Annotated in this window: 18 protein-coding genes; 6 read left to right on the top strand and 12 right to left on the bottom strand. The window is 65.7% G+C overall.

All coding sequences use genetic code 11. The features are described 5' to 3' along the window. Positions 1-27: 27 nt before the first annotated feature. The 9 genes from BLQ85_RS18940 to BLQ85_RS18900 all read right to left on the bottom strand — a co-directional run bounded on the left by BLQ85_RS18940 (position 28) and on the right by BLQ85_RS18900 (position 9,394). Positions 28-831, bottom strand: a complete 804-nt coding sequence (locus BLQ85_RS18940) for a DUF2145 domain-containing protein (protein ID WP_074579267.1) — start codon at positions 829-831, stop codon at positions 28-30. A 14-nt stretch (positions 832-845) separates the two neighbouring features. Further along, the gene (locus tag BLQ85_RS18935; protein ID WP_074579265.1) at positions 846-1,301 is read right to left on the bottom strand and encodes a hypothetical protein; all 456 of its coding nucleotides are present in this window, start codon (positions 1,299-1,301) and stop codon (positions 846-848) included. Positions 1,302-1,328: 27 nt separating this feature from the next. Further along, positions 1,329-1,793, bottom strand: coding sequence for a YiaA/YiaB family inner membrane protein (locus tag BLQ85_RS18930; RefSeq protein WP_074579467.1), 465 nt, complete (start codon positions 1,791-1,793; stop codon positions 1,329-1,331). A gap of 122 nt (positions 1,794-1,915) precedes the next feature. After that, on the bottom strand, positions 1,916-2,887 hold the full coding sequence (locus tag BLQ85_RS18925; protein WP_074579264.1) for an alpha/beta fold hydrolase: 972 nt from the start codon (positions 2,885-2,887) through the stop codon (positions 1,916-1,918). A 61-nt stretch (positions 2,888-2,948) separates the two neighbouring features. After that, positions 2,949-3,995 (bottom strand): hypothetical protein, encoded by a 1,047-nt coding sequence (locus BLQ85_RS18920; RefSeq protein ID WP_083336917.1) that lies wholly within the window; start codon positions 3,993-3,995, stop codon positions 2,949-2,951. Continuing rightward, positions 3,992-6,265 carry an FAD-binding protein gene (locus BLQ85_RS18915; RefSeq protein WP_074579262.1) on the bottom strand — a complete coding sequence of 758 codons (2,274 nt, stop codon included), beginning with the start codon at positions 6,263-6,265 and terminating at the stop codon, positions 3,992-3,994. Before BLQ85_RS18915 ends, BLQ85_RS18920 begins: the two co-directional genes overlap by 4 nt. Positions 6,266-6,288: 23 nt before the next feature. Then, positions 6,289-6,645 (bottom strand): DUF805 domain-containing protein, encoded by a 357-nt coding sequence (locus tag BLQ85_RS18910; protein WP_083336916.1) that lies wholly within the window; start codon positions 6,643-6,645, stop codon positions 6,289-6,291. Continuing rightward, entirely contained in the window at positions 6,642-8,600 is a 1,959-nt protein-coding gene (locus tag BLQ85_RS18905) for an MFS transporter (protein ID WP_074579258.1), read from the bottom strand. Before BLQ85_RS18905 ends, BLQ85_RS18910 begins: the two co-directional genes overlap by 4 nt. Then, positions 8,597-9,394 (bottom strand): hypothetical protein, encoded by a 798-nt coding sequence (locus BLQ85_RS18900; protein WP_254806484.1) that lies wholly within the window; start codon positions 9,392-9,394, stop codon positions 8,597-8,599. Before BLQ85_RS18900 ends, BLQ85_RS18905 begins: the two co-directional genes overlap by 4 nt. Before the next feature lie 235 nt (positions 9,395-9,629). Here BLQ85_RS18900 and BLQ85_RS18895 point away from each other — a divergent pair, with 235 nt between their 5' ends. Both BLQ85_RS18895 and BLQ85_RS18890 read left to right on the top strand, forming a co-directional pair. Further along, positions 9,630-10,361, top strand: coding sequence for a helix-turn-helix domain-containing protein (locus BLQ85_RS18895; RefSeq protein ID WP_074579254.1), 732 nt, complete (start codon positions 9,630-9,632; stop codon positions 10,359-10,361). Between the two features lie 224 nt (positions 10,362-10,585). Beyond that, complete coding sequence (locus BLQ85_RS18890) at positions 10,586-11,743, top strand: hypothetical protein (RefSeq protein ID WP_074579252.1); 1,158 nt, start codon at positions 10,586-10,588, stop codon at positions 11,741-11,743. Here the strand turns inward: BLQ85_RS18890 and BLQ85_RS18885 are convergent. After that, complete coding sequence (locus BLQ85_RS18885; protein WP_074579250.1) at positions 11,740-13,032, bottom strand: FIST signal transduction protein; 1,293 nt, start codon at positions 13,030-13,032, stop codon at positions 11,740-11,742. The genes BLQ85_RS18890 and BLQ85_RS18885 overlap by 4 nt on opposite strands. A gap of 48 nt (positions 13,033-13,080) precedes the next feature. Further along, positions 13,081-13,956, bottom strand: a complete 876-nt coding sequence (locus tag BLQ85_RS18880) for a PhaM family polyhydroxyalkanoate granule multifunctional regulatory protein (RefSeq protein WP_074579247.1) — start codon at positions 13,954-13,956, stop codon at positions 13,081-13,083. Between the two features lie 142 nt (positions 13,957-14,098). Here BLQ85_RS18880 and BLQ85_RS18875 point away from each other — a divergent pair, with 142 nt between their 5' ends. Together BLQ85_RS18875 and BLQ85_RS18870 are read left to right on the top strand one after the other, a co-directional pair. After that, on the top strand, positions 14,099-14,704 hold the full coding sequence (locus BLQ85_RS18875; RefSeq protein WP_074579245.1) for a MarC family protein: 606 nt from the start codon (positions 14,099-14,101) through the stop codon (positions 14,702-14,704). Next, positions 14,701-15,876 (top strand): toxin-antitoxin system YwqK family antitoxin, encoded by a 1,176-nt coding sequence (locus BLQ85_RS18870; protein WP_074579243.1) that lies wholly within the window; start codon positions 14,701-14,703, stop codon positions 15,874-15,876. Before BLQ85_RS18875 ends, BLQ85_RS18870 begins: the two co-directional genes overlap by 4 nt. 108 nt (positions 15,877-15,984) lie before the next feature. Here BLQ85_RS18870 and BLQ85_RS18865 read toward each other — a convergent pair whose 3' ends face one another. Continuing rightward, on the bottom strand, positions 15,985-16,968 hold the full coding sequence (locus BLQ85_RS18865; RefSeq protein ID WP_074579463.1) for a fumarylacetoacetate hydrolase family protein: 984 nt from the start codon (positions 16,966-16,968) through the stop codon (positions 15,985-15,987). Between the two features lie 151 nt (positions 16,969-17,119). On the opposite strand from BLQ85_RS18865, the gene BLQ85_RS18860 reads away from it, so the two are divergent. Next, positions 17,120-17,971 (top strand): IclR family transcriptional regulator, encoded by an 852-nt coding sequence (locus tag BLQ85_RS18860; protein WP_074579242.1) that lies wholly within the window; start codon positions 17,120-17,122, stop codon positions 17,969-17,971. Beyond that, on the top strand, positions 17,968-19,041 hold the full coding sequence (locus tag BLQ85_RS18855) for a DUF3108 domain-containing protein (RefSeq protein WP_074579239.1): 1,074 nt from the start codon (positions 17,968-17,970) through the stop codon (positions 19,039-19,041). The genes BLQ85_RS18860 and BLQ85_RS18855 overlap by 4 nt, the downstream gene beginning before the upstream one ends. The last annotated feature ends 8 nt before the right edge of the window (positions 19,042-19,049 follow it).

Raw genomic sequence — 19,049 nt, 5'->3', positions numbered from 1 at the left:
AGTTTCCGAACATCACAAACACGTCGCTCACAGCCTGACCACCATCATGGGCCTGCCGTCCGTCATGCGGGCCCTTTGCAGCCAGGCAAAGACCGAATCCACCGTGACAGTTTCGATGCGGTCAGAAAAGCGCTTGTCGTTGGGGTGGTCGTCGAATGCGACGTTCGCGGCCGTCATGCGGCCGCCCAGCCGGGTCAAAGGGCCCAGTTTGAGCGTCGTGGGCTCGTAGCCCTTGAACTGCAGCCAGGCCTGCGCCTGGTCGCGCGTGGCCACGCCGGGCTCCGCGGCGGCGGCCATGGTTTCAATCGCCCACTGGTTGGACTGCTGGTATTTGCGGCCCCAGGCATAACTGACGATGCTGTAGGGCTTGTGGTGCATGGCCGTGAGCCGGGCCGGGTCCTGCAGCAGCGCCAGCAGTTGGGCCTGGGCTTCGGGCGATGGCGCGACCCAGGCCGCTTCGAAGCGCCACAAGTCGTCCAGGAAAAACTCGCCCAGACCCTGGCGGTAAACCGCAGAGTCGCTGGTGCCGCAGCTGTTGAGCTTGTGCACCACGCGCCAGGTCATGCCGCCCTGCCCGTCGGGCAACTGGTAGGCCAGGCCCAAGTGTGAATAGCGCACACCGTACTTGCTGAGATCCTGGCCGGCCCTGGCCAACAGCACGACTTTTTCGCCGCTGGCGTTGAGCGAGGCCAGTGTCTTTTCGGCGAGCGTCATGGCCCGCTCCACGGCCTGGGGGGTGGTCTTGCGCGCCTCGCAGGAGCGGCCGGCTTGGGCGGCAGGCGCCGCACCCAGGATGGCGGCCGCCAGGAACAGGGGGAGAAAGATTTTCATGGGATGGCTCCGGCTTATTGGGTCAAGCGCTCGTTATGCAGCAAGGCGCGGCCCAGCGCGTTGGGGATAAAGGCAATGGCCTCCCCGGCCGCCGACAGCACCACACCCGCGCCCACCACGCTGACGACCACGGAGCTCCCCACCACCATGGACACGCCGGCCGCACCCCGGCCCACCACCTCTATGCTGGCGCGGGCACCGTCCGAGGCGCGCTCCAGCACATACAGCGTTCCGCGGGCCGTGCTCTCGACGGCCTTGACCACCAGCACGGTGCCCGCCGTGGACAACACCACCGGAACGGCCACAACGGAGCCCGCGACGGCACTGGCGCCGACCACCACGGAAGCCACCGGCAGGGCCGACACGGCGCTCAGGGCCGAGGCCTCCGACTGGGCTTGCGCATTGAACGCGGCGCTTCCCGCCACGGTGATGCAAACAGCGGCAAGGTAAGCTGAAAGTCGATTTTTCATGATGTTTCCTTGGTGTGCGAGCGGTGCTTATTCGTTGGCCGCGTGGTTGCGGGCGGCGCGGCCCATACGGGCTTCGCTGAGGTCGGCCTCATGGCTGTCACGCAGGGTCTTGGCCAAGGTGAAGCTGCAGGTGATCAGGTAGAGCCAGCTCACGCCCAGGAAAGCCTTGTAGGTTTCGTTGATCTCCATGCGCCACAGACCCCAGCCGGTCAGCGACATGGCCAGGAAAAAGCCGCCCCACACCACCAGCCTGAACATGGGCGTGTCGGCCAGCTTGCCTTCGGCTTTGCTTTGCTGCTGGTCGCGCACATACTTGGCCAGCACAAAGGCTGCCGACAGGCAGAAGAAATAACCCATGACCATGAAGGCGCGGTCCAGGTCCCTGCCGGGCAGCCAGGACAAGCCCACGGCGCAGAGGAAAACGGCGATCAGGAAAGAAGCCCAGACCTGCAGTTGCCAGGGTTTGGAGTCACGGTGTATCAGCGTCTGCATAAAAACCTTGCGGTTGTTGAGGTGCCGCCACTGTGCGGCCGGCGCCCCGGAAATCATGCAGATGACAATACAGTCCTCAAAAAATGGCCGAGGAGTATTGAATTTTGATACTCAATACCCGGCTAGGGTTGCTTCAACAGCTCGGCCATTCGCGAATTGAACAGGGCCGGATCCTCGATTTGCGGGATATGCCCGACGCCCGGCAGAACCACCAGCCTTGCCCCAGGGGCCAGCCGCTGCAGGGCCTGCGCCTGGGACAGCGGTGTGATGCTGTCCTCCTGTCCCCAGACCAGAGTGAGCGGCACGGACAGCTTGCGATAAGCCTCGGGCCTCTCGCTCAGGGACTGGCCGCTTTCGCCGGCAAACTGCACGGCCCAATCGCCCAGGCTGGCGGTAAAGCCATGCAGCACGAAAGGCTGGCGGTAAATCGCCGTGCGCAAAGGCGTGACGACTTCCTTGCGGGCCACGAACTTGCGCAGCCAGAACTCACTGAACAGCGGCTGGGTCCCCACCGTGGCAATCAGCGCCGTGCGCAGCGGACGAACGCCGAAAAGGCCGGCCGCCACGCCGCCGCTTTCCGCTGGCACGGGATTCTCCCTCAGGCCGATTGCCGCGTCGACAAGGATGAGGCGGCGCACGCGATCGGGCTGCAGCATGGCGGCCTCAGCCGCGGGCCCGCCGCCATAGGAATGGCCCAGCAGCGTCACCGGGCCGAGCTTCAGCGCGTCGATCAGGCCTGTGATGCGGCGCGCCTGCGCACCACGGCTGTAGTCGCGCGAAGCGGGACGCGTGCTGAACCCGAAAGGCGGCAGGTCGACCGCGATGACGCGGTAGCCGGCCGCGGCCATGGCCTGCACGTTCTGGTCCCAGGTGCCGCTCCAGGCGCCTGTGCCGTGGGTCAACAGCAGCGGCGGCGCGGCCGGGTCGCCGAATTCCTGCACATAAAGTTCAACATCATGCGCATGCAGCCAGCGCCCCTGCGCCGGCGCGGCCTGGCGCGGGCTGCGGTCTTCGACCCACAGCATGCGCACCCATGACAGCCCCAGCAGCAACAGCAGGCACAGCAGGGCGGCGCCCACCAGCCGCAGCGCCACAGACGGCCACCTGCGCGCAGGACGGCGCGGTGCCGGCGCCGGCGCCCGTTTTGCCCCCGGCCTAGTAGTCAAAGACATGCTCGATTTGCAGCTTCGCCGTCTTCCACTGCCGCAAGGCTTCGGCCAGGTGGGCCACGGGCAGCGTCATCACGACCCGCTGGGTGCCCGGCTGCGTGAGTATGGGTTGCACCAGCAGCGCCGCGGCGGGGCTTTCGGGCTTCCAGGCGCCGGGTGCGAGCACACTGACCAGGATGAAGGAGTCGTTGCCGGCGATCTCGCTGAAGTTGACACCCTGCCCGGCCAGCGCCTGCGCATAGGTCATAAAGGCTTCGTAGCGTGGAATGGTGAGCAGCGCGGCACCGTCCGGCAGGGGCCGCAGCAGCTTGAGTTCAGGCAGGGCCGCATCCGCCGCGGGCGCGGGTTTGGCCACCACGGCCGTCACCGGCAAGGGCGCATCGTAGATCGACTTGGTGCCCAGCTTGATCAGCTTGGCGTAGGCCATCTTGATGGCATATTCGGTCGTGAGCGCAAAGCGCCGCTCCCATTTGCGAAGCATGTCGGGACCGGTCGCCGGAACGCCCTGCCAAAGGCCGGCCATCGCCTTGCCGAAGTCGTACTCGTACCAGGGCTGCACGCGGATGAAGCGCACATAGTCCTGTGCCACGGCCGCGGCATGCCGGTCTTCCGGCGTCGGCCGGCCGGCCGTCGATTCGGCAAGGCGGCCGATCAGGGTTTCGTAGGCGGACTTGAGGGCATATTCCACGCTGGTGCTGGTGCCTATCACCATGATCATGAGGTGGTAGCCGGCGTTGAGGTCCAGGGCGCGCCGGCGCGTCTCGTCAAACACCGCCTTGTAGCTTTCCCAGAACTGCGCGATGTGCCCGTAATAGGGGAAACGGCTGGGTGCGTTCGCGGCAATGAACTCGCCGTATTCATAGGGGCTGAATACCAGGAACCATTCGGGGTAGGTCAGCAGCGTCTGCTCCACGCCGCGCACGTGCTCCGCCCCCGCCACGGGCTTGGCGGGCGCCGCGGCGATGCCGCAGGCCAAGGCGAGCCCCGCGACCAGCGCGCCCACGGCGCCCAGCCTGCGGATGCTACGCATCATGCCGGCACCCGCGCGCCGGCTTTGGTGAAGGCCAGCAGGACATTGTCGGAAGGGTCATGGGCCTGCAGTTCCCGCTTGCCCGTGTCGCTGAGCCCGCGCTCGCCCAGGTAGGCCACCCAATGCGCGACGGGCCTGAAATGGCGCAGCTCGCGCTGGTTGCTTTCCCAGGCCACGTTCAGGCCGGCGTTAAAGACGGCGTGCACCAGCGACACAAAGGTGTGCATTTCAGGCGTCGTGACGTCGTGGTCGCGCAGGATGAAGATGCCGCCCGGCTTGAGGACCCTCACGATGGAAGCGACAAAACTGTCGAGCTTGTCCAGCGGGCAGTGGTGCAGGCCGATGTAGCAGGTCACCAGGTCCGCGCTGGCGTCGGGCATGGAAGCGGGCAGCGGATCGTGGTCGCCCATGGGCACAAAACCGCCGATTTTCCGCAAGCCGCCGCGCTCCGCGATATCGACCGGCGAATTCGTCGGCGCCAGGTCATTGACGAGGGTAATGGGGCCGGTGACGTCCACGCGCTTGCGCAGCTCGCTGATGTAGCGGCCCGTCGAGCCGATCTCGACATAACCGTCGATGCGCTTCCTGCCCTCCAGCAGGCGCAGGGTCTGGTCGGCCATCTCCTTCTTCTGCTTGAAGAGCGCGGGCAGCGCATGGGTCAGGTCGGCCAGCAGGGGCTTGATCTTCGGCAGCTCGCGCTGCAAGCGTCGGTAAATCGCCTCGTCGTCGTCAAGCTCCGCCGAAGTGCTCTTGATCAGCGTATGGAAGCGGTCTTCGGGATAAAGCCGGTAGATGTTTTGCAGGAACTTGTAAAAACCGTCGCGCCAGCCGACGTCGGAGAAAACGGCCCTGAATTCCGAAGCGGGTTTGCTGTTGTCCATGGAGTCAGTCAAAGTGGCGGGATGGGCGGGATTGGTGGAGGCGGCAAGTGTGGGGGCGTAATACGTGTCCCACAGCACATTGCGTAGCCTGTACTGCGGGTCAAGCCGCCGCTTCATCGCGAACAGCTCCTGGGCTCTCGGGTAAGCCGCGTGAAACTGCCGGGCCGTGGCGTGCGGCTGGTAAGGCAGGTAATAACTTCCGCCCGCGCTGATGGCCGCGTCTATCAGCTCGCGCGTCCAGACCGACACCCGGTTGATCGCGTTGTCGCGCGTGCGCTGCTTGTAATACAGCACAAAGGCGAAGGTTTCCCCTCGGGACCAGGCCAACAGGGTGCCCGGGTCCTGCTGGGCGTGGCGCACCGACACGTTGAGCGCGTTGACCTTGTGGCGCCGCAGGATCTCCGCCATCCTGGGCACAAAATCGTCGAAGCGTTCGACCGGAATGAAGTACTCCTGCAACACATAGGTGGTGTGCTTGCGCGAAGCGGGTTCGAGCTCCGCCACGTCGTAACCGGCTTCGAAATTGCGCCAGTGCACCTTGCGGAACATATAAAGCAGCGGGTCGATCAGGTACTCACGCCGCCATTTCCCCAGCGGGGTTTCCGTCACCGCCCAGACGAAGTAGCGGTTCAGCGGATAGCTCTGGCCGCCCTGCTGCAGGCGCCGCGGCTCGGTCGTCGCCTCGTCGGTGCGCGCCCAGGTCACCGAGCGGACCTTGCGGTAATGCGGCGGGTACAGGTCGGCATTATGGAAAACGGCGTCCTGGAAATACCGGACCTTGGCCTTGAAATGGCTGATGTATTCCGCGGCGCTCATCTTGCGCGCCAGGCGCTTGACCTTGACGTTGTCCGCCAGGCTCAGCTCCGCCTCGACGATCACCGCCACGCCGCCATAGCCGCCTATCACCGCGTAAAACAGCTCCGCATTCGCGGCCGGAGAAGCTTCCTGCACGCTGCCGTCGGCCAGCACGACCTTGATCGCGCGCACCGACAGCACCACCGGCCCCAGCCCCATGTAGCGGCCGTGGCAGTTGACGCTCAGCGCGCCACCCACCGTGAAGTTGGCATAGGTCTGCATGATCTTGACGGCCAGGCCGTGCGGATCGACGAAGCGCTGGATGTCGCACCAGCGAATGCCGGCCTGCACACGGATGACCTTATCCTGCGGAAAAAAGGCAATCACCTGGTTCATGTCCCGCATGTCCAGGTGCAGGCTGCCCGGGCTGGCAGTCTGGCCGCCCATGCTGAAATGCCCGCCGCCCACGGAAACCGGCCCGTCGGTGCGGCGTAGGGCGTCGGCCACGTCGGCCACGGTTTTCGGCTTGCTGATGGCCCAGACCGCTACCGGGTTCAAACCGGTGACGTCGTTGACGATCAATGTGTTTTGCTGCATCCCTCGCTCCCTTTTTTTGAACCCTAGCGCACCACGAGGTAGTCACCGTGCGCCTGCAAGGGGTCCGCCCCCCAGCGGTTGCCATCGGCAACGCCTCGCCTGAGCGCCAGCTGCCAGACCAGCCAGAGCGCCCCCAGCACGGGGACGGCGGCCAGCAACAACCACCAGCCGGAGTAGTTCCGGTCATGCAGGCGCCGGATGCAGATCAGCACCAGCGCCGCCAGCGCCGGCAGGTTGATCACCCAGGTCAGGATGCCGGACGAGGCATTGCCGAGCGCGGCCCAGACCAGGTAGAACAGCCCCCAGACGATGAGGCCGTGAAGCCAGAAGCCGCCGCGCGACAAACGCCCTCCGGCTTTGAAGAATTGAAGTGATTTCATGTGTTTCCCTGTTGCAGGAGTTGTGCCACCCGGACCTGCAGGTCCGCGGGCGCGACTTTTTCAGCCGCCAGGGGGGCGCCTACGTTAAGCCCCACCCGGTTGAAAAACCCCCGGCGAAACGGCTTGCTCATCGCGGTCCCGCTTTCAACGCGGCTGAAAAACGATCCCCAGAGGTTGGTCAGCGCCATGGGCACGACGGGCACTTGCAGGCCGTCGCGTTCGGCGTTCTCCAGGATCTTCATGATGCCGCCCTTGAAGGCCTGGAGTTCGCCGTTTTTGGTGATGCCGCCTTCCGGGAAGATGGCCAGCAGGTCGCCATCGCGCAGCACCTTGGCGGCCGCCTCGAAGGCCGCTTCGTAGAGCGCCGGGTCTTCGGTGCGCGGTGCGATGGGGATGGCCTTGGCCAGGCGGAACAGCCAGCCCAGCACCGGCATTTTGAAAATGCGGTGGTCCATCACGAAATAGATGGGGCGCGGGCTGGCGGCCATCAGCAGTACCGGGTCGACAAAACTCACATGGTTGCAGGTCAGCACGGCCGCGCCCTGCGCCGGGATATGGTCGTCGCCCGTGATCTTGAAACGATAGACCAGGCGCGAAGCGATCAGCGCGATAAAGCGCAGCAAATACTCGGGCACCAGCATGAAGATATAAAAAGCCACCACCGCATTGGCCAGGCCCACGAAGAGGAAGATCTGCGGAATGCTGAAGCCGGCCTTGAGCAGCGCGCCGGCCAGGATGGCGCTGACGATCATGAACAGCGCGTTCAGAATGTTGTTGGCCGCGATGATGCGGGCCCGGTGCGTGGGCTGGCTGCGCAGCTGGATCAAGGCATACATGGGCACGCTGTACAAGCCCGCGAACAGGCTCAGCAGCGCCAGGTCCAGCATCACGCGCCAGTGGGCATGCTGCGCCACGAATTCGCCCACGCTCATGATGGGCACGGCGGGCAGGCCGCGCGAGGCAAAATACAGGTCCACCGCGAACACGCTCATGCCGATGGCGCCCACCGGCACCAGGCCGATTTCAACGTGGCGCTTGCTGAGCACCTCGCAGAGCAGCGAGCCGGTGGCGATGCCGACGGAGAACACCACCAGCAGCAGGGACGCGACCTGCTCGTTGCCGTGCAGCACTTCCTTGGCAAAGCTCGGGAACTGGCTCAGGAACACGGCGCCGAAAAACCACATCCAGCTGATGCCCAGCATGGAGCGAAACACCACCAGGTTGTCGCTGGCGAGCTTGAGGTTGCGCCAGGTTTCCGTTACCGGGTTCCAGTTGATCTTCAGGCCCGGGTCGGTCGCCGGCGTGAGCGGGATGAACTGCGAAACCACCCGGCCCACCAGGGCCAGGCCCACACAGGCCATGGCCACATAGTCGGGCCCGACCTGCGGCACGGCCACCATCAGCCCGCCCACGACCTGGCCCAGCAGGATGGCCACAAAAGTGCCCATCTCGACCATGCCGTTGCCGCCCGTGAGTTCGCGCTCGTTGAGCGCCTGCGGCAAGTAGGCGAACTTGACCGGGCCGAAGATGGTGGAATGCAGGCCCATCAGAAAGGTACAGCCCAGCAGCACCGGCACCTGGACGTTGGCGTTGCCGCTCATGAAACCGACGGCCGCGATCAGCATGATCACGACTTCGAGGTTTTTGACGAAACGGATCACCCGGGTTTTTTCGAACTTGTCGGTGAGCTGCCCGCTGGTGGCCGAGAACAGCAGGAAGGGCAGGATGAACAGCGCGCCTATGGCCAGCCCGGCCAGCGCCGGGGGCAGCCAGCTCACGCTGAGCTGGTAGGTCACCATCACGGTGAAAGCGAACTTGAAGAGGTTGTCGTTGGCCGCGCCGGAAAACTGCGTCCAGAAAAAAGGTGCGAAGCGGCGCTGCTTGAGCAGCGCGAACTGGTTCGGATGCCCCTGGACAGGCGGCGGCGACACCGGCGTGGCCTGATCAACACTCATGCGTGACTCCTCGTTTTGATTGTTGTGCGGCGGGCTTCGCGCCGAAGCGGCTGGCCTACTCTGTTTCTGGACAGTGCATGGGATTCTGCCCTGATTTTTCGCGCGGCTAGCAAGGCCGACACCACAGGCCAGGCGGCGCAGGCAGCCACCATGTGTTTGAGGCTGTGGCCCGACACCAGCTGGCCGGTCCATTCATAGGCCGCGTGGTCGCCCAGCTCCAGCAGCTTGGCCAGCGCGTAGATGGCGATCACCAGTCCCCAGCGCACCGGCAGCTCCCAGGCCTGTGCAGGACGCAGGCAGGCAAAGCCCAGGATCAGCGCCATGCCGCCTCCCTGCAAGACCGCCCAGGGCAGGACATTGCCGCTCAGCGACCAGGCATAGACGGAAAGCGGCCCCAGCACCAGCACGGCCGTGGCCAGCGCCATGCCGGCGCGCGTGCTGACGGCCCGCATCGCCGCCAGGCCCAACAGCCCGGCAAAAGCCAGCACCATGCCGCCGCGGTCCCAGGCCAGGCCGGCGTCGCCGGGCTGCAGGTGGTAGGTCGCGGACACCGCCGCCGTCACCCACAGGCCGCCGAAAAAAAGCCCGGCCATGGCCGCCGCCGCGGCACTGACGGCCTGCTCACGCACAGCCCGCAGCAGCGCCCAGATACCCACCATGCCCCACAGCGCAAAGGGAAGGTTGCTGATGACATCCATGGCATGCGGCAGCCAGCCCCAGCTGCGCTGGTCGGCGAAGTCGTGGTAGTGGACGGGCTGCGCCAGCGAAGGCCCCAGCAGCGCGGCAGCCAGCATTAGAAAGAAGACAAGGGCAAGCACGCATTCACGGCGCCGGGCCAAGGCAGCCGGCCGCGCGTGCCAGGGGAGCGGCTCAACCCGGCGATGAAGAATGGAGGGGGTGGTCTGCATGCGAAAAGCTCCTCTGTCTATATATGAGTGAGCCGCACTGTGCGGGGCGGGATGGGCCGCGGGCATCAAAATTCAGTGCGGTGGAGCCGCTTCAAACCGAAAGTACCGATAATCGATACCCATGAGCACCACCGCCGACCTCGTCACCGTCCTCAAAAAAGAACTCAAGGCCGCGCGCATGACCTATGCGGACCTGGCCGCCAAACTGGGCATGGCCGAATCCAGCGTCAAGCGCATGCTGGCCAAGGGGGACATGCCGCTGTCGCGCATAGACGCGATCTGCCGCGCGCTCAAGCTGGACTTTGCCGATCTCGCCAGGCGCATCGCCGACACCCAGCCGCTGCTGGCTGAACTGACGGAGGCGCAGGAAAAAGCCGTGGTGGCCGACAAAAAGCTGCTGCTGACCGCGATTTGTGTGCTCTCGCAGTGGACGCTGGAGCAGATCACCAGCAGCTACCGGCTCTCGGAGGCCGAATGCATCAAATACCTCGCGCAGCTGGACCGCATAGGCATCATCGAGCTCAAGCCCCTGAACCGCTACCGGCTCAAGCTCGCCAAGACCTTTCGCTGGCGCCCGCATGGGCCGGTGATGGATTACTTCCGCGAGAACGCCTTGCTCGACTATTTTTCAGGCGGCTTCGACGGCGAGGGCGAAGGCCTGCTGCTGGTGCACGGCTCCATCAGCCGTGGCCTGGCGCCCTCCTTCCTGGAGCGCATGCAGCGCGTGGCCCAGGATTTTGCCCAGCAGCACCAGACGGACCAGAAGCTGGGCGAGAAAGACCGCGAGGGTTTTACGCTGCTGCTGGCCATGCGGAGCTGGGAGTTTGAGGCTTTTGCCGCGCTGCGCAGGTAACCCCCCGTCCAGGCTCACTGCGTGTAGCCTGTTCCCCCCTCAAGGGGGCGGCGCCTGCGGCCCGGCAAAGCCGGTTCCGCGGCCCCTGCGGGTTCAGTAGGCGCGGCAGTCAATTGCATGCAATTACATTAGTCGACTAAGAAAATATCGCACTTACTGCTAATATCCAGCTGTTTGATGCCAAAAATACGAATTTTGTGCATGCAATTCTTAACGGAACCACGATGAACCCAAGCCCCACTTACGTCGGCCTGCCTATCCCCGTGGCGGCCAATCTGACCGACACCAAGTACTTTTTCCAGGCGCTGGACAATTTTTCGCGCGTGATGGCGATACGCCCGGGGGACAGGGTGCTGATGCTGGCAGACCCGCTGCTGGACCCGCGGGTGATCGATGCGGTGATCGGCGTCGCCAAGTCGCGCGGCGCCGAGGTGCGTGTCTATATGGAGCCCAGCACCCAAGTGACGGCGGTGCCGGAAGAAGTGCATGCCATGCTCAAAAAGGCCACTTTTGTGGTGTCGACGTGGTTTTGCTCCATCCTCGACCCTTTGTGCATCAACTTGCGCCGCGCCGGCCAGCGCTGGGTCAAGATCACCTACTTTCGCAACCTCGATTTGCTGCACACGCCGCAAGCGCGCTTTCCGGTCGACCTGATCGGCGAGATCATCCGCGGCACGGCCGCCCGCTACCCGGCCGAGGGCGGCTTCGACCTGCGCTTTACCGACCCGCGCGGCAGCGACTTTCGCATCAGCTTCACGCAGGAAATGCGCGCCAACCAGCTGGCCACCAACCGCTGGCGCGGCCAGATGACAGCCGAGGAGGACGGCTGTTATGTGCACTACCTGCCCACGCACGGCCCCAACCTCTGGGACCACAACTCGGTCAAAAACGACTTCAAGGCCGTGGTGCCCATGGCCGGCGTGCTGTATCCGCAATGGGCGGTCGGTTTCGCCAAACCCTTTGAGGAAAAAATCGCCGTGCGTTTTGAGGGCGACACGATTTCTGCGGTCGAGGGCACCTCGGAAGAAGCGGTCATCCTGCGCGAGATGTTGGTGGGCGGCCGCATGATCGAAGGCGGCGGCTGCGGCTTCAACCCCAAGGCGCCGCGCCACACGGTCTACCCGGCCGGCTCCAACGCGCCCGGCGCGCTGCACTTCGGCATAGACCTGGCCCAGCCCAGCGACTACATACGCCGCGTGATGCCCGACTGGGAAGAGCCGCCGGTGCACATGGACCTGATCACGCTGGATGCGACGGTGACCGCGGGCGGCAACACCTTGATCAAGGACGGGTTTTTGTGCGCGCTGCGCGACCCCGCCGTGGTGGCGCTGGCCGCGCGTTATGGCGATCCTGTGGAGCTGCTCGAAGCGCAGGTTCTCTAGGCTGGTGCTGTAAACACGGTCAAAACACCGGTATAGCCGTAGAGGTGGTGCCGCGCGATTTCGCCGCCGGCAAAAAACCCCACCAGCGGCACATCACCCAGCGCGCGCCGCACGATCTGCATCTCGGCACTGGGCGCGCCGAAGTGCGGCCCGCCGCGGCCTGAGCAGCTCACGTAAACCGCGCCGGCAATGCGCCGCGCCGCATGCGGCGCCGATTCGGCTTCCGAGGCGCTCAGGGCGCTGGCGACTTCCAGCGTGACTTCCTCGGGCTCCAGTTCTTCGCGGATTTCAGCGCAGACGCGGATCAGGTCGGCGCGCGCGGCCTCCATATTGCGTTCGCAAAAGGCCAGCTTCATGCCCACGGCCGGCACCTCGGCGATGGCGATGCCCCGGCGCGACGGGTCCAGCCCTATCAGGTGGCGCACCCGCACCTCGGCGCCGAACTGACCCGCGCGACGGCCCGCGGCATGGGCCGCGCCGTCATCGGGAATGTCGGCCGGCCGGCTCAGGCCGACCAGGGTGGTGCGTACTTTGGCCAGCGCCTCGCGCGGCTGGTCCAGCGACACGGCCAGGTCGGCCAGCATGACGTCGAGCGCCGGCTTGCCATCAAGCTCCGTCACCACATTGGACTCACAGGCGGTGATTTCATGGTCGGCCGACACCGGCCGGCAGCCCTGGGTGATGCGCGACATCAGCGCCGCGCCCTGGCCGAAAGCCACACCGCTAAGCCCGCCGCTGAACACGCCGCCGGCGGCCCCCTGCCCCTTGACGTTGCCGTGCCCACTGAGCGCGAACTGCACGGTGCCGGAGCGGCTGGAGGCCAGGCCGCCGAACACATAACCGCTGTGGGTGCGCTCGGCCATTTCAGCGATCAGTTCAGCCACATCGGGCGTGGCGGCGTCGGCGTGCACCAGCGCGGTGTGCGCCTTGAAGCGGCCGCTGCTGGCCGGCGGCAGCGGCGACACGCCGGAAAACACCCGGTACTGGTCGTGCGGCAATTCGCACAGCATCACCGTGAGGGCCGGCTCGTCGAAGTACTCGACATTGTTGGAGGCGATGCCCACACCCACCGTGCCGCTCCAGTCGGTGATGTCGGGCAGCTCGGCGCTCAGGTGGTCCAGGATGTCCTGCGCATGGGCTGCATAGTGGTCGGTGATGTAAAGCAGCGCCAGCGTGGGCGACTTGGCGTAGCCGGGCAGCGCCTGGTAGGCGCGCAGCTGCGCCAGCACCAGGCCAGCCGCCATCTGCCATTGCGGATGGGTGGCGTGGCCGTAGGGGAAAAGCTTCATGGGGTCCTGGTGAAATTCAGTGAAAGTCGGGGGTGGGTCCAGTGTCGTTCAACGTGCGGTTTTGCGCGCGACCTTGCGCGCCGGCGCCTTGGGTTTGGTTTTAGCGGCGGCGTTCCCGGCAGCTTTTGCGGGCGTCTTGCCGGCGGCCGGCGTGGGCCAGCCCTGGCTGCTGCGCAGCGCGGTGTTCATGGCCGCGCGCGCGCCGCCCGCCATGGTTTTGCCCGCCGTTTCGGCCATGTTGCGGGCCATGCCCGTGGCCATGCCGGTGGCGGTTTTCATCGCGTCCTTGGCCAGGCCCGTGGCCAGGTTCTTGGTCGTGTCCATCGCGGCTTTTTTGGCCGCATCCTTCATGGCGTCGGTCGCGATCGCCTGGAACTGCTGGGTCAGCGCGCCCCACCACTGCATGGGGTCGACCACGCCGGCCGGCGCGGCGGCGGCCTTGCCCGCGGCGGGCGCCTTGGCCTTGGACGTGGAAGCGGCCTTGGCGGCGGGCTTGCCCGTCCCAAAACTCGAGGGCGGCACTTCCAGCCCCGAAAACGTCCTGGCCTTGTCGGCCACGCGCTGCACGCCGCCGGCCACGCTGTCGGCGACCTTGAGCTTGAAGGCGTTCGCCACGTCGCCCATGTTGAAATTCATGCCCTTGAGCGTGGCCAGGGTCATCTTCTGCACTTCCAGCGCCTGGATGGTGGCCTTGAGCGCCGTGGCGTTCTGGTCCAGCCAGAACTGCACGGCCTTGAGCTCCTCGATACGTTTGTCGAGCTCCTCGACATTGAGCGTGGGCGCCACCCAGTTTCCGAGGTTGGGCAGCTGCGGGATGCTCTGCGTGGCGCTGCCGGCCGCCTGTTTGGCCAGGTTCTGCAGGAAATCAAAGCCGGGCACCAGCTTGCCGAAACCGGGGAAGGAAGGGTTGTCTGCGTCACTCATGAATGTGTCTCCTGGCATGTTGGGCATGATGGCATTGAAGGACGGGGCGGCTCGCGCCCTTGTCTTCATTGTGCAGCGCCGGGGCGGGACGTCAACCGGTTTTTGGCCCTCACCCGCGCGCACGGCCTGATAAGCTTGTGCCATGGCCTATACCTTCGCCTCCGCCACGGTCCTGCTGCTGCTGATCACCGACCCCTTCGGCAACATCCCGATTTTTGCCAATGCCCTCAAAGGCGTGGCGCCCGAGCGGCGCATGTTCGTCATCCTGCGCGAGGTGCTGATCGCCTTTTTGCTGCTGCTGGCCTTCATGTTCGTCGGCGACGGCTTTTTGCGCCTGATGAACCTCAGCGACCTGTCGCTGCAGATCGCCGGCGCCGTCGTGATGTTCCTGATCGCACTGCGCATGATCTTCCCCTCGGACCAGCCCGAGGCCGCGCCCCTGCTGGGCGAGCCGCTGATCGTGCCGCTGGCCATTCCCGCGCTGGCCGGGCCCTCGGCGCTGGCCACCGTGATGCTGCTGGTGTCGCAGGCGCCGGAGCGCCGGCTTGAATGGGTTGCCGCGCTCTGCGTCACCATGGCCGTCTGCGCCGTGGTGCTGGTGCTGTCCGAGCGCATACAGCGCGTGGCCGGCGACCGCGTCATGATGGCGTTTGAGCGGCTCATGGGCCTGATCCTCGTGGCGATTTCGGTCGAGATGTTCCTGCGCGGCATACGGCTGTTCATCACCCAGACCGGGGCCGCCGCATGAAAGCATCCGCGCAACGCCTGGTCCTTCTTGCCGCCTGCGCACTGGCCTCGCCCTGGGCGCATGCCGTGCAAGACTGCGAAATCAACGGCGAAAGCGTCAACCCCAACAACGGAAACACCACCGCCGGCAAGACCGGCGTCATGCGCTGCAAGGACCGGGACTCGGGCCAGCTGATGCGTGAGCAGGAACTGCAGGGCGGCAAGTTCATGGGCCTGGTGCGCTTCTACCAGAACGGCAAGCTGCAGCGTGAATACAGCGAAAACGAGCGCGGCAACCGGCACGGCCGCGCGCGCGAATTCGCAGCGGACGGCCAGGTGCTGCGCGACACCGTGTACGACAACGGCACCGAGGCCGGCCTGGCACGCAGCTTTCACGCCAACGGGCAACTGCGGCGCATCGTGTTTTACGGCCCGCGCGCGGGCGGCAGCGTCGAGCAGGCCTATGCCGAATTCAACGATCGCGGCCAGCTCCAGGCCATGCGCTGCGGCGACAAGCCCCTGCTGGCGGCGCCGGCCGATGACGCCCGCTGGTGCGGTTTTTCGGGCGGCGCTTCGAAAATCGAACTGTTCAGCAGCAAGGGCGTGCTGAACGGCACCAGCAGCTACCTGGCCGGAAAACGCATACGCCATGAAACACTGGGCGAGGGCGGCAAGCCGGATTACCTGGATGAGGTGTCGGGCAGCACCCGCATTGAGCGCCATTTCAACAACGCCGGCGTCAAGCGGCGGGAAATCCAATGGAAGCTGGACAGTGAAACGCCCAGGAATTCGCTCAAGGAGCGGGAGCAGGAATTCGCCGACGGCGGCACCCTGACGCGCGACAGGAAATGGTCCGAAGGCAAACTGGTGAGCGACCAGTCTTATTACCTCAACGGCCAGCCGCGCAGCAAAACCGAGTTCGGCGGCGAGGGTGACAGCGCCTGGCTGCAAGCCACCGATTTTTTCGACAACGGGAACATCGCCAGGGCAGGCCGCTACAGCAATTCCAGCCGCTACCGACAACTACCCCTGGGCACACACCAGCGCTTCAACGAGGCCGGAAAGCTAGTGGCCGAATCAAGCTACGACGAGCGCGGCCGCATCACGCGCGAGAAAACCTGGGACAACGAAGGCAAGCTGCTGAGCGACGATGCCGTCTTTGAAGACGGCTCCCGCAAAGCATACTCCAGATAGCACCCCCGTCCAGGCTCACTGCGTGTAGCCTGTTCCCCCTCAAGGGGGCGGCGCCTGCGGCCCGGCAAAGCCGGTTCCGCTGCCTCTGCTGGATTTATTCAGGGCGGCTCAGACGTTCTCGACAATTTTTTGGTCGATGGCGCCGAACACTGAGAGCCCATCCTTGCCCTTGGCCTCGATGCGAATCGTGTCGCCATATTTCATGAACTCGGTCTTGGGCTTGCCGTCTTCTATGGTTTCGATCGCGCGTTTTTCCGCGATGCAGCTGTAGCCGTGGCTCCAGTCCTTGTTGCTGACGGTGCCCGAGCCCACGATGCTGCCGGCGCGCACATTGCGGGTCTTGCAGATATGGGCGATCAGCTGGCCGAAATGGAAGGTCATTTCAGGGCCGGCCTCGCACATGCCGACCTTGCGGCCGTTCCAGGTGCTTTGCAGCGTGAGGTGCAAACGGCCCTTGTCCCAGGCATCGCCCACCTCGTCGGGCGTCACCGCCACCGGGCTGAAGGCCGTGGCCGGCTTGCTCTGGAAGAAGCCAAAGCCCTTGGCCAGCTCATTGGGAATCAGGTTGCGCAGCGAGACATCGTTGGCCAGCATCAAGAGGCGCACGCCCTCGAGCGCCTGGGCCGGCGTGGCGCCCATGGGCACGTCGCCGGTGATCACGGCGACCTCGGCCTCGAAGTCGATGCCGAAGTCCTCGCTGGCCACGACCACGTCGTCGCAGGGGCCTATGAAATCGTCGCTGCCGCCCTGGTACATCAGCGGGTCGCTGTAAAAGCTTTCCGGCACTTCGGCGTTGCGGGCCTTGCGCACCAGCTCCACATGGTTGATGTAGGCCGAACCGTCGGCCCACTGATAGGCGCGAGGCAGCGGCGCCATGCAGCGCGAGGGCTCGAAGGGAAAGGCGTGGCGCGCCTTGCCGTGGTTCAGCGTCTCATAGAGGTCCTGCAGCTGCGGCGACATGAAGTTCCAGTCGTCCAGCACCTGCTGCAGTTTGCCCGCAATGCCGGTCGCATAATGCGCCGTGGAGAGATCGCGCGACACCACGACGAGCTGGCCGTCGCGTGAAGAGTCTTTGTAAGTGGCGAGTTTCATCGATATCCTGGTGGGTGGCTGCCGGCTTTCGCCGCAGGCCTTGATTGTGCCGTGTATGCCGTGGCCGGCGGCGGCTGGCGGACCCGCGTTACGATCCATGCATCCACAGCCCCACGGCGAACCTGAAATTCTAGTCAAGCCCTTCAAGCCCATGAAAGCAAGCCCCGGCGCCACCGCCCCCGCACGCCGCAGCACGGCGCCGCAGCGCGCGGGCATACAGTCGCTCGAAGTCGGCTTTGCCCTGCTGGAAGTGCTTTCCACCTCGCCAGGCGCCCTGATGCTGCGCGACCTGGCGGCGGCGGCCAGCATGAGCGCGGCCAAGGCCCACCGCTACCTGGTGAGCTTCCAGCGGCTGGGAATGGTGGTCCAGGACCCGGCCACCACGCTGTACGACCTGGGCCCGGCGGCGCTCAAGCTGGGGTTGGCGTCCCTTTCCAGGCTGGACAGCGTGAAACTGGCCCGGCAGCGCCTGCAGCCCCTGATGGCGCAGACCGGCCAGACCCTGGCCCTGGCCGTCTGGGGCAACCAGGGGCCCACGCTGGTGCATTGGGAAGAGTCGCCGCGGGCGGTGACGGTCAACTTGCGGCTGGGCGACGTGATGCCGCTGCTGTCTTCGGCCACGGGCCTGTGCTTTACCGCGTTTTCATCGCCGCGCCTGCTGGCCACCGGCAGGCCGCAGGGCCGGCTGGCGCTGCTGGTCAAGGACGAACTGGCGCGCAACCAGAAGCTGGCGCGCCAGGACGTCCCCACCACCATGGCCGGACTGGCCGAGGTGCTGGAGGAAGTGCGCCGCCGCGGCATGGCGCGTGCCGTCAATACATTGCTGCCGGGCGTGGCCGGCTTTTGCGCGCCGGTCTTCGACGCCGACGGCCACCTGGCCCTGGGCATGGTGGCGCTGGGCTCGCTGGCCACCTTTGACGCCGAGTGGGACGGCGCGGTGGCCCGGCCCCTGGCGGCGGCGGCCCGGCAACTTTCGCGCGACCTGGGCTTCGAAGCAGCATGAGCACGTTGGCCGCCTCTTCCTATCCCGCGCCGCCCCGGCGCGCGCTGGCCTGGCTGGCCGTGCTGGTGCTGGCCGTGCACACGCTGGTGCTGACCTTTGTGCCGGCGCGTTTCGGCCTCGGACGGGATACCGTGCCGCTGCCCGCGCGGCCCTTTGAGACGCGCAGCATTGCACCGCCGCAAACGGCCCCGCAGCCCGAGGCTGCGCCCGCGCCTGCAAGGAAACCCCCGGTCGCGGCCAGGGCAGAGCCCGCGGAGGAAGACAACGAGGTCGAGCCGGTCCGGGCGCCCAAACAGCGGCCGGCCGACTACGTGCCCGACGCGCCCACGCCCTCAGACCTGCTCGCAGAAGCCGCCGCCAGGGCCGAAACCCCCGCCGCAAGTGCATCCGAGGCTGCGCCCGCCGGCCCGGCCGAGGTGCCGGTGACCACTATCGCCTTGCCCGCAAGCATCGTGCTCGACTACAAAATGACCGGCAACGCCAAAGGCATGAATTATTTTGCGAATGCCGAGCTGCGCTGGCAGAACAGCGGCGACGCCTATGACGCCCTGATGCGCGTCAGTGCCCTGTTCCTCGGTTCACGCAGCATGGCCAGCACCGGGAAGCTCAGCCCCGAGGGCCTGGCGCCCACGCGCTTTTCCGACAAATCCCGAACCGAAGTAGCCGCGCATTTCGAGCCTGAGAAAAACCAGATCAGCTTCAGTGCCAACACGCCCACGCTGCCCTGGGTCAAGGGCGCGCAGGACCGGGTCAGCGTGTTCATGCAACTGGGCGGCATGCTGGCGGGCAACCCGGCCGGCTTCCCGGCGGGGTCGACGATCTCGATCTACACCGTGGGCCCGCGCGATGCCGAAACCTGGACTTTCCTGGTGGAGGCTGAGGAAAAAATCTCCCTGCCTTTCGGCGAACTGGTCGCAGTCAAGCTCACGCGCCAGCCGCGACGCGAATTCGACCAGAAGGTGGAGATCTGGTACGCGCCCTCACTGGGCTACCTGCCCGTGCGCAACAAGATCACCCAGTCCAATGGGGATTTCATCGACCAGCAGCTCGGCGCCCTCAGCAAGGGTTGAGGGCCCTC

Origin of the sequence: Polaromonas sp. JS666 (assembly GCF_900103405.1) — a bacterium.
In the GTDB taxonomy this organism is placed as follows: Bacteria; Pseudomonadota; Gammaproteobacteria; order Burkholderiales; family Burkholderiaceae_C; genus Polaromonas.
This window is presented reverse-complemented; position numbering and strand designations above follow the sequence as displayed.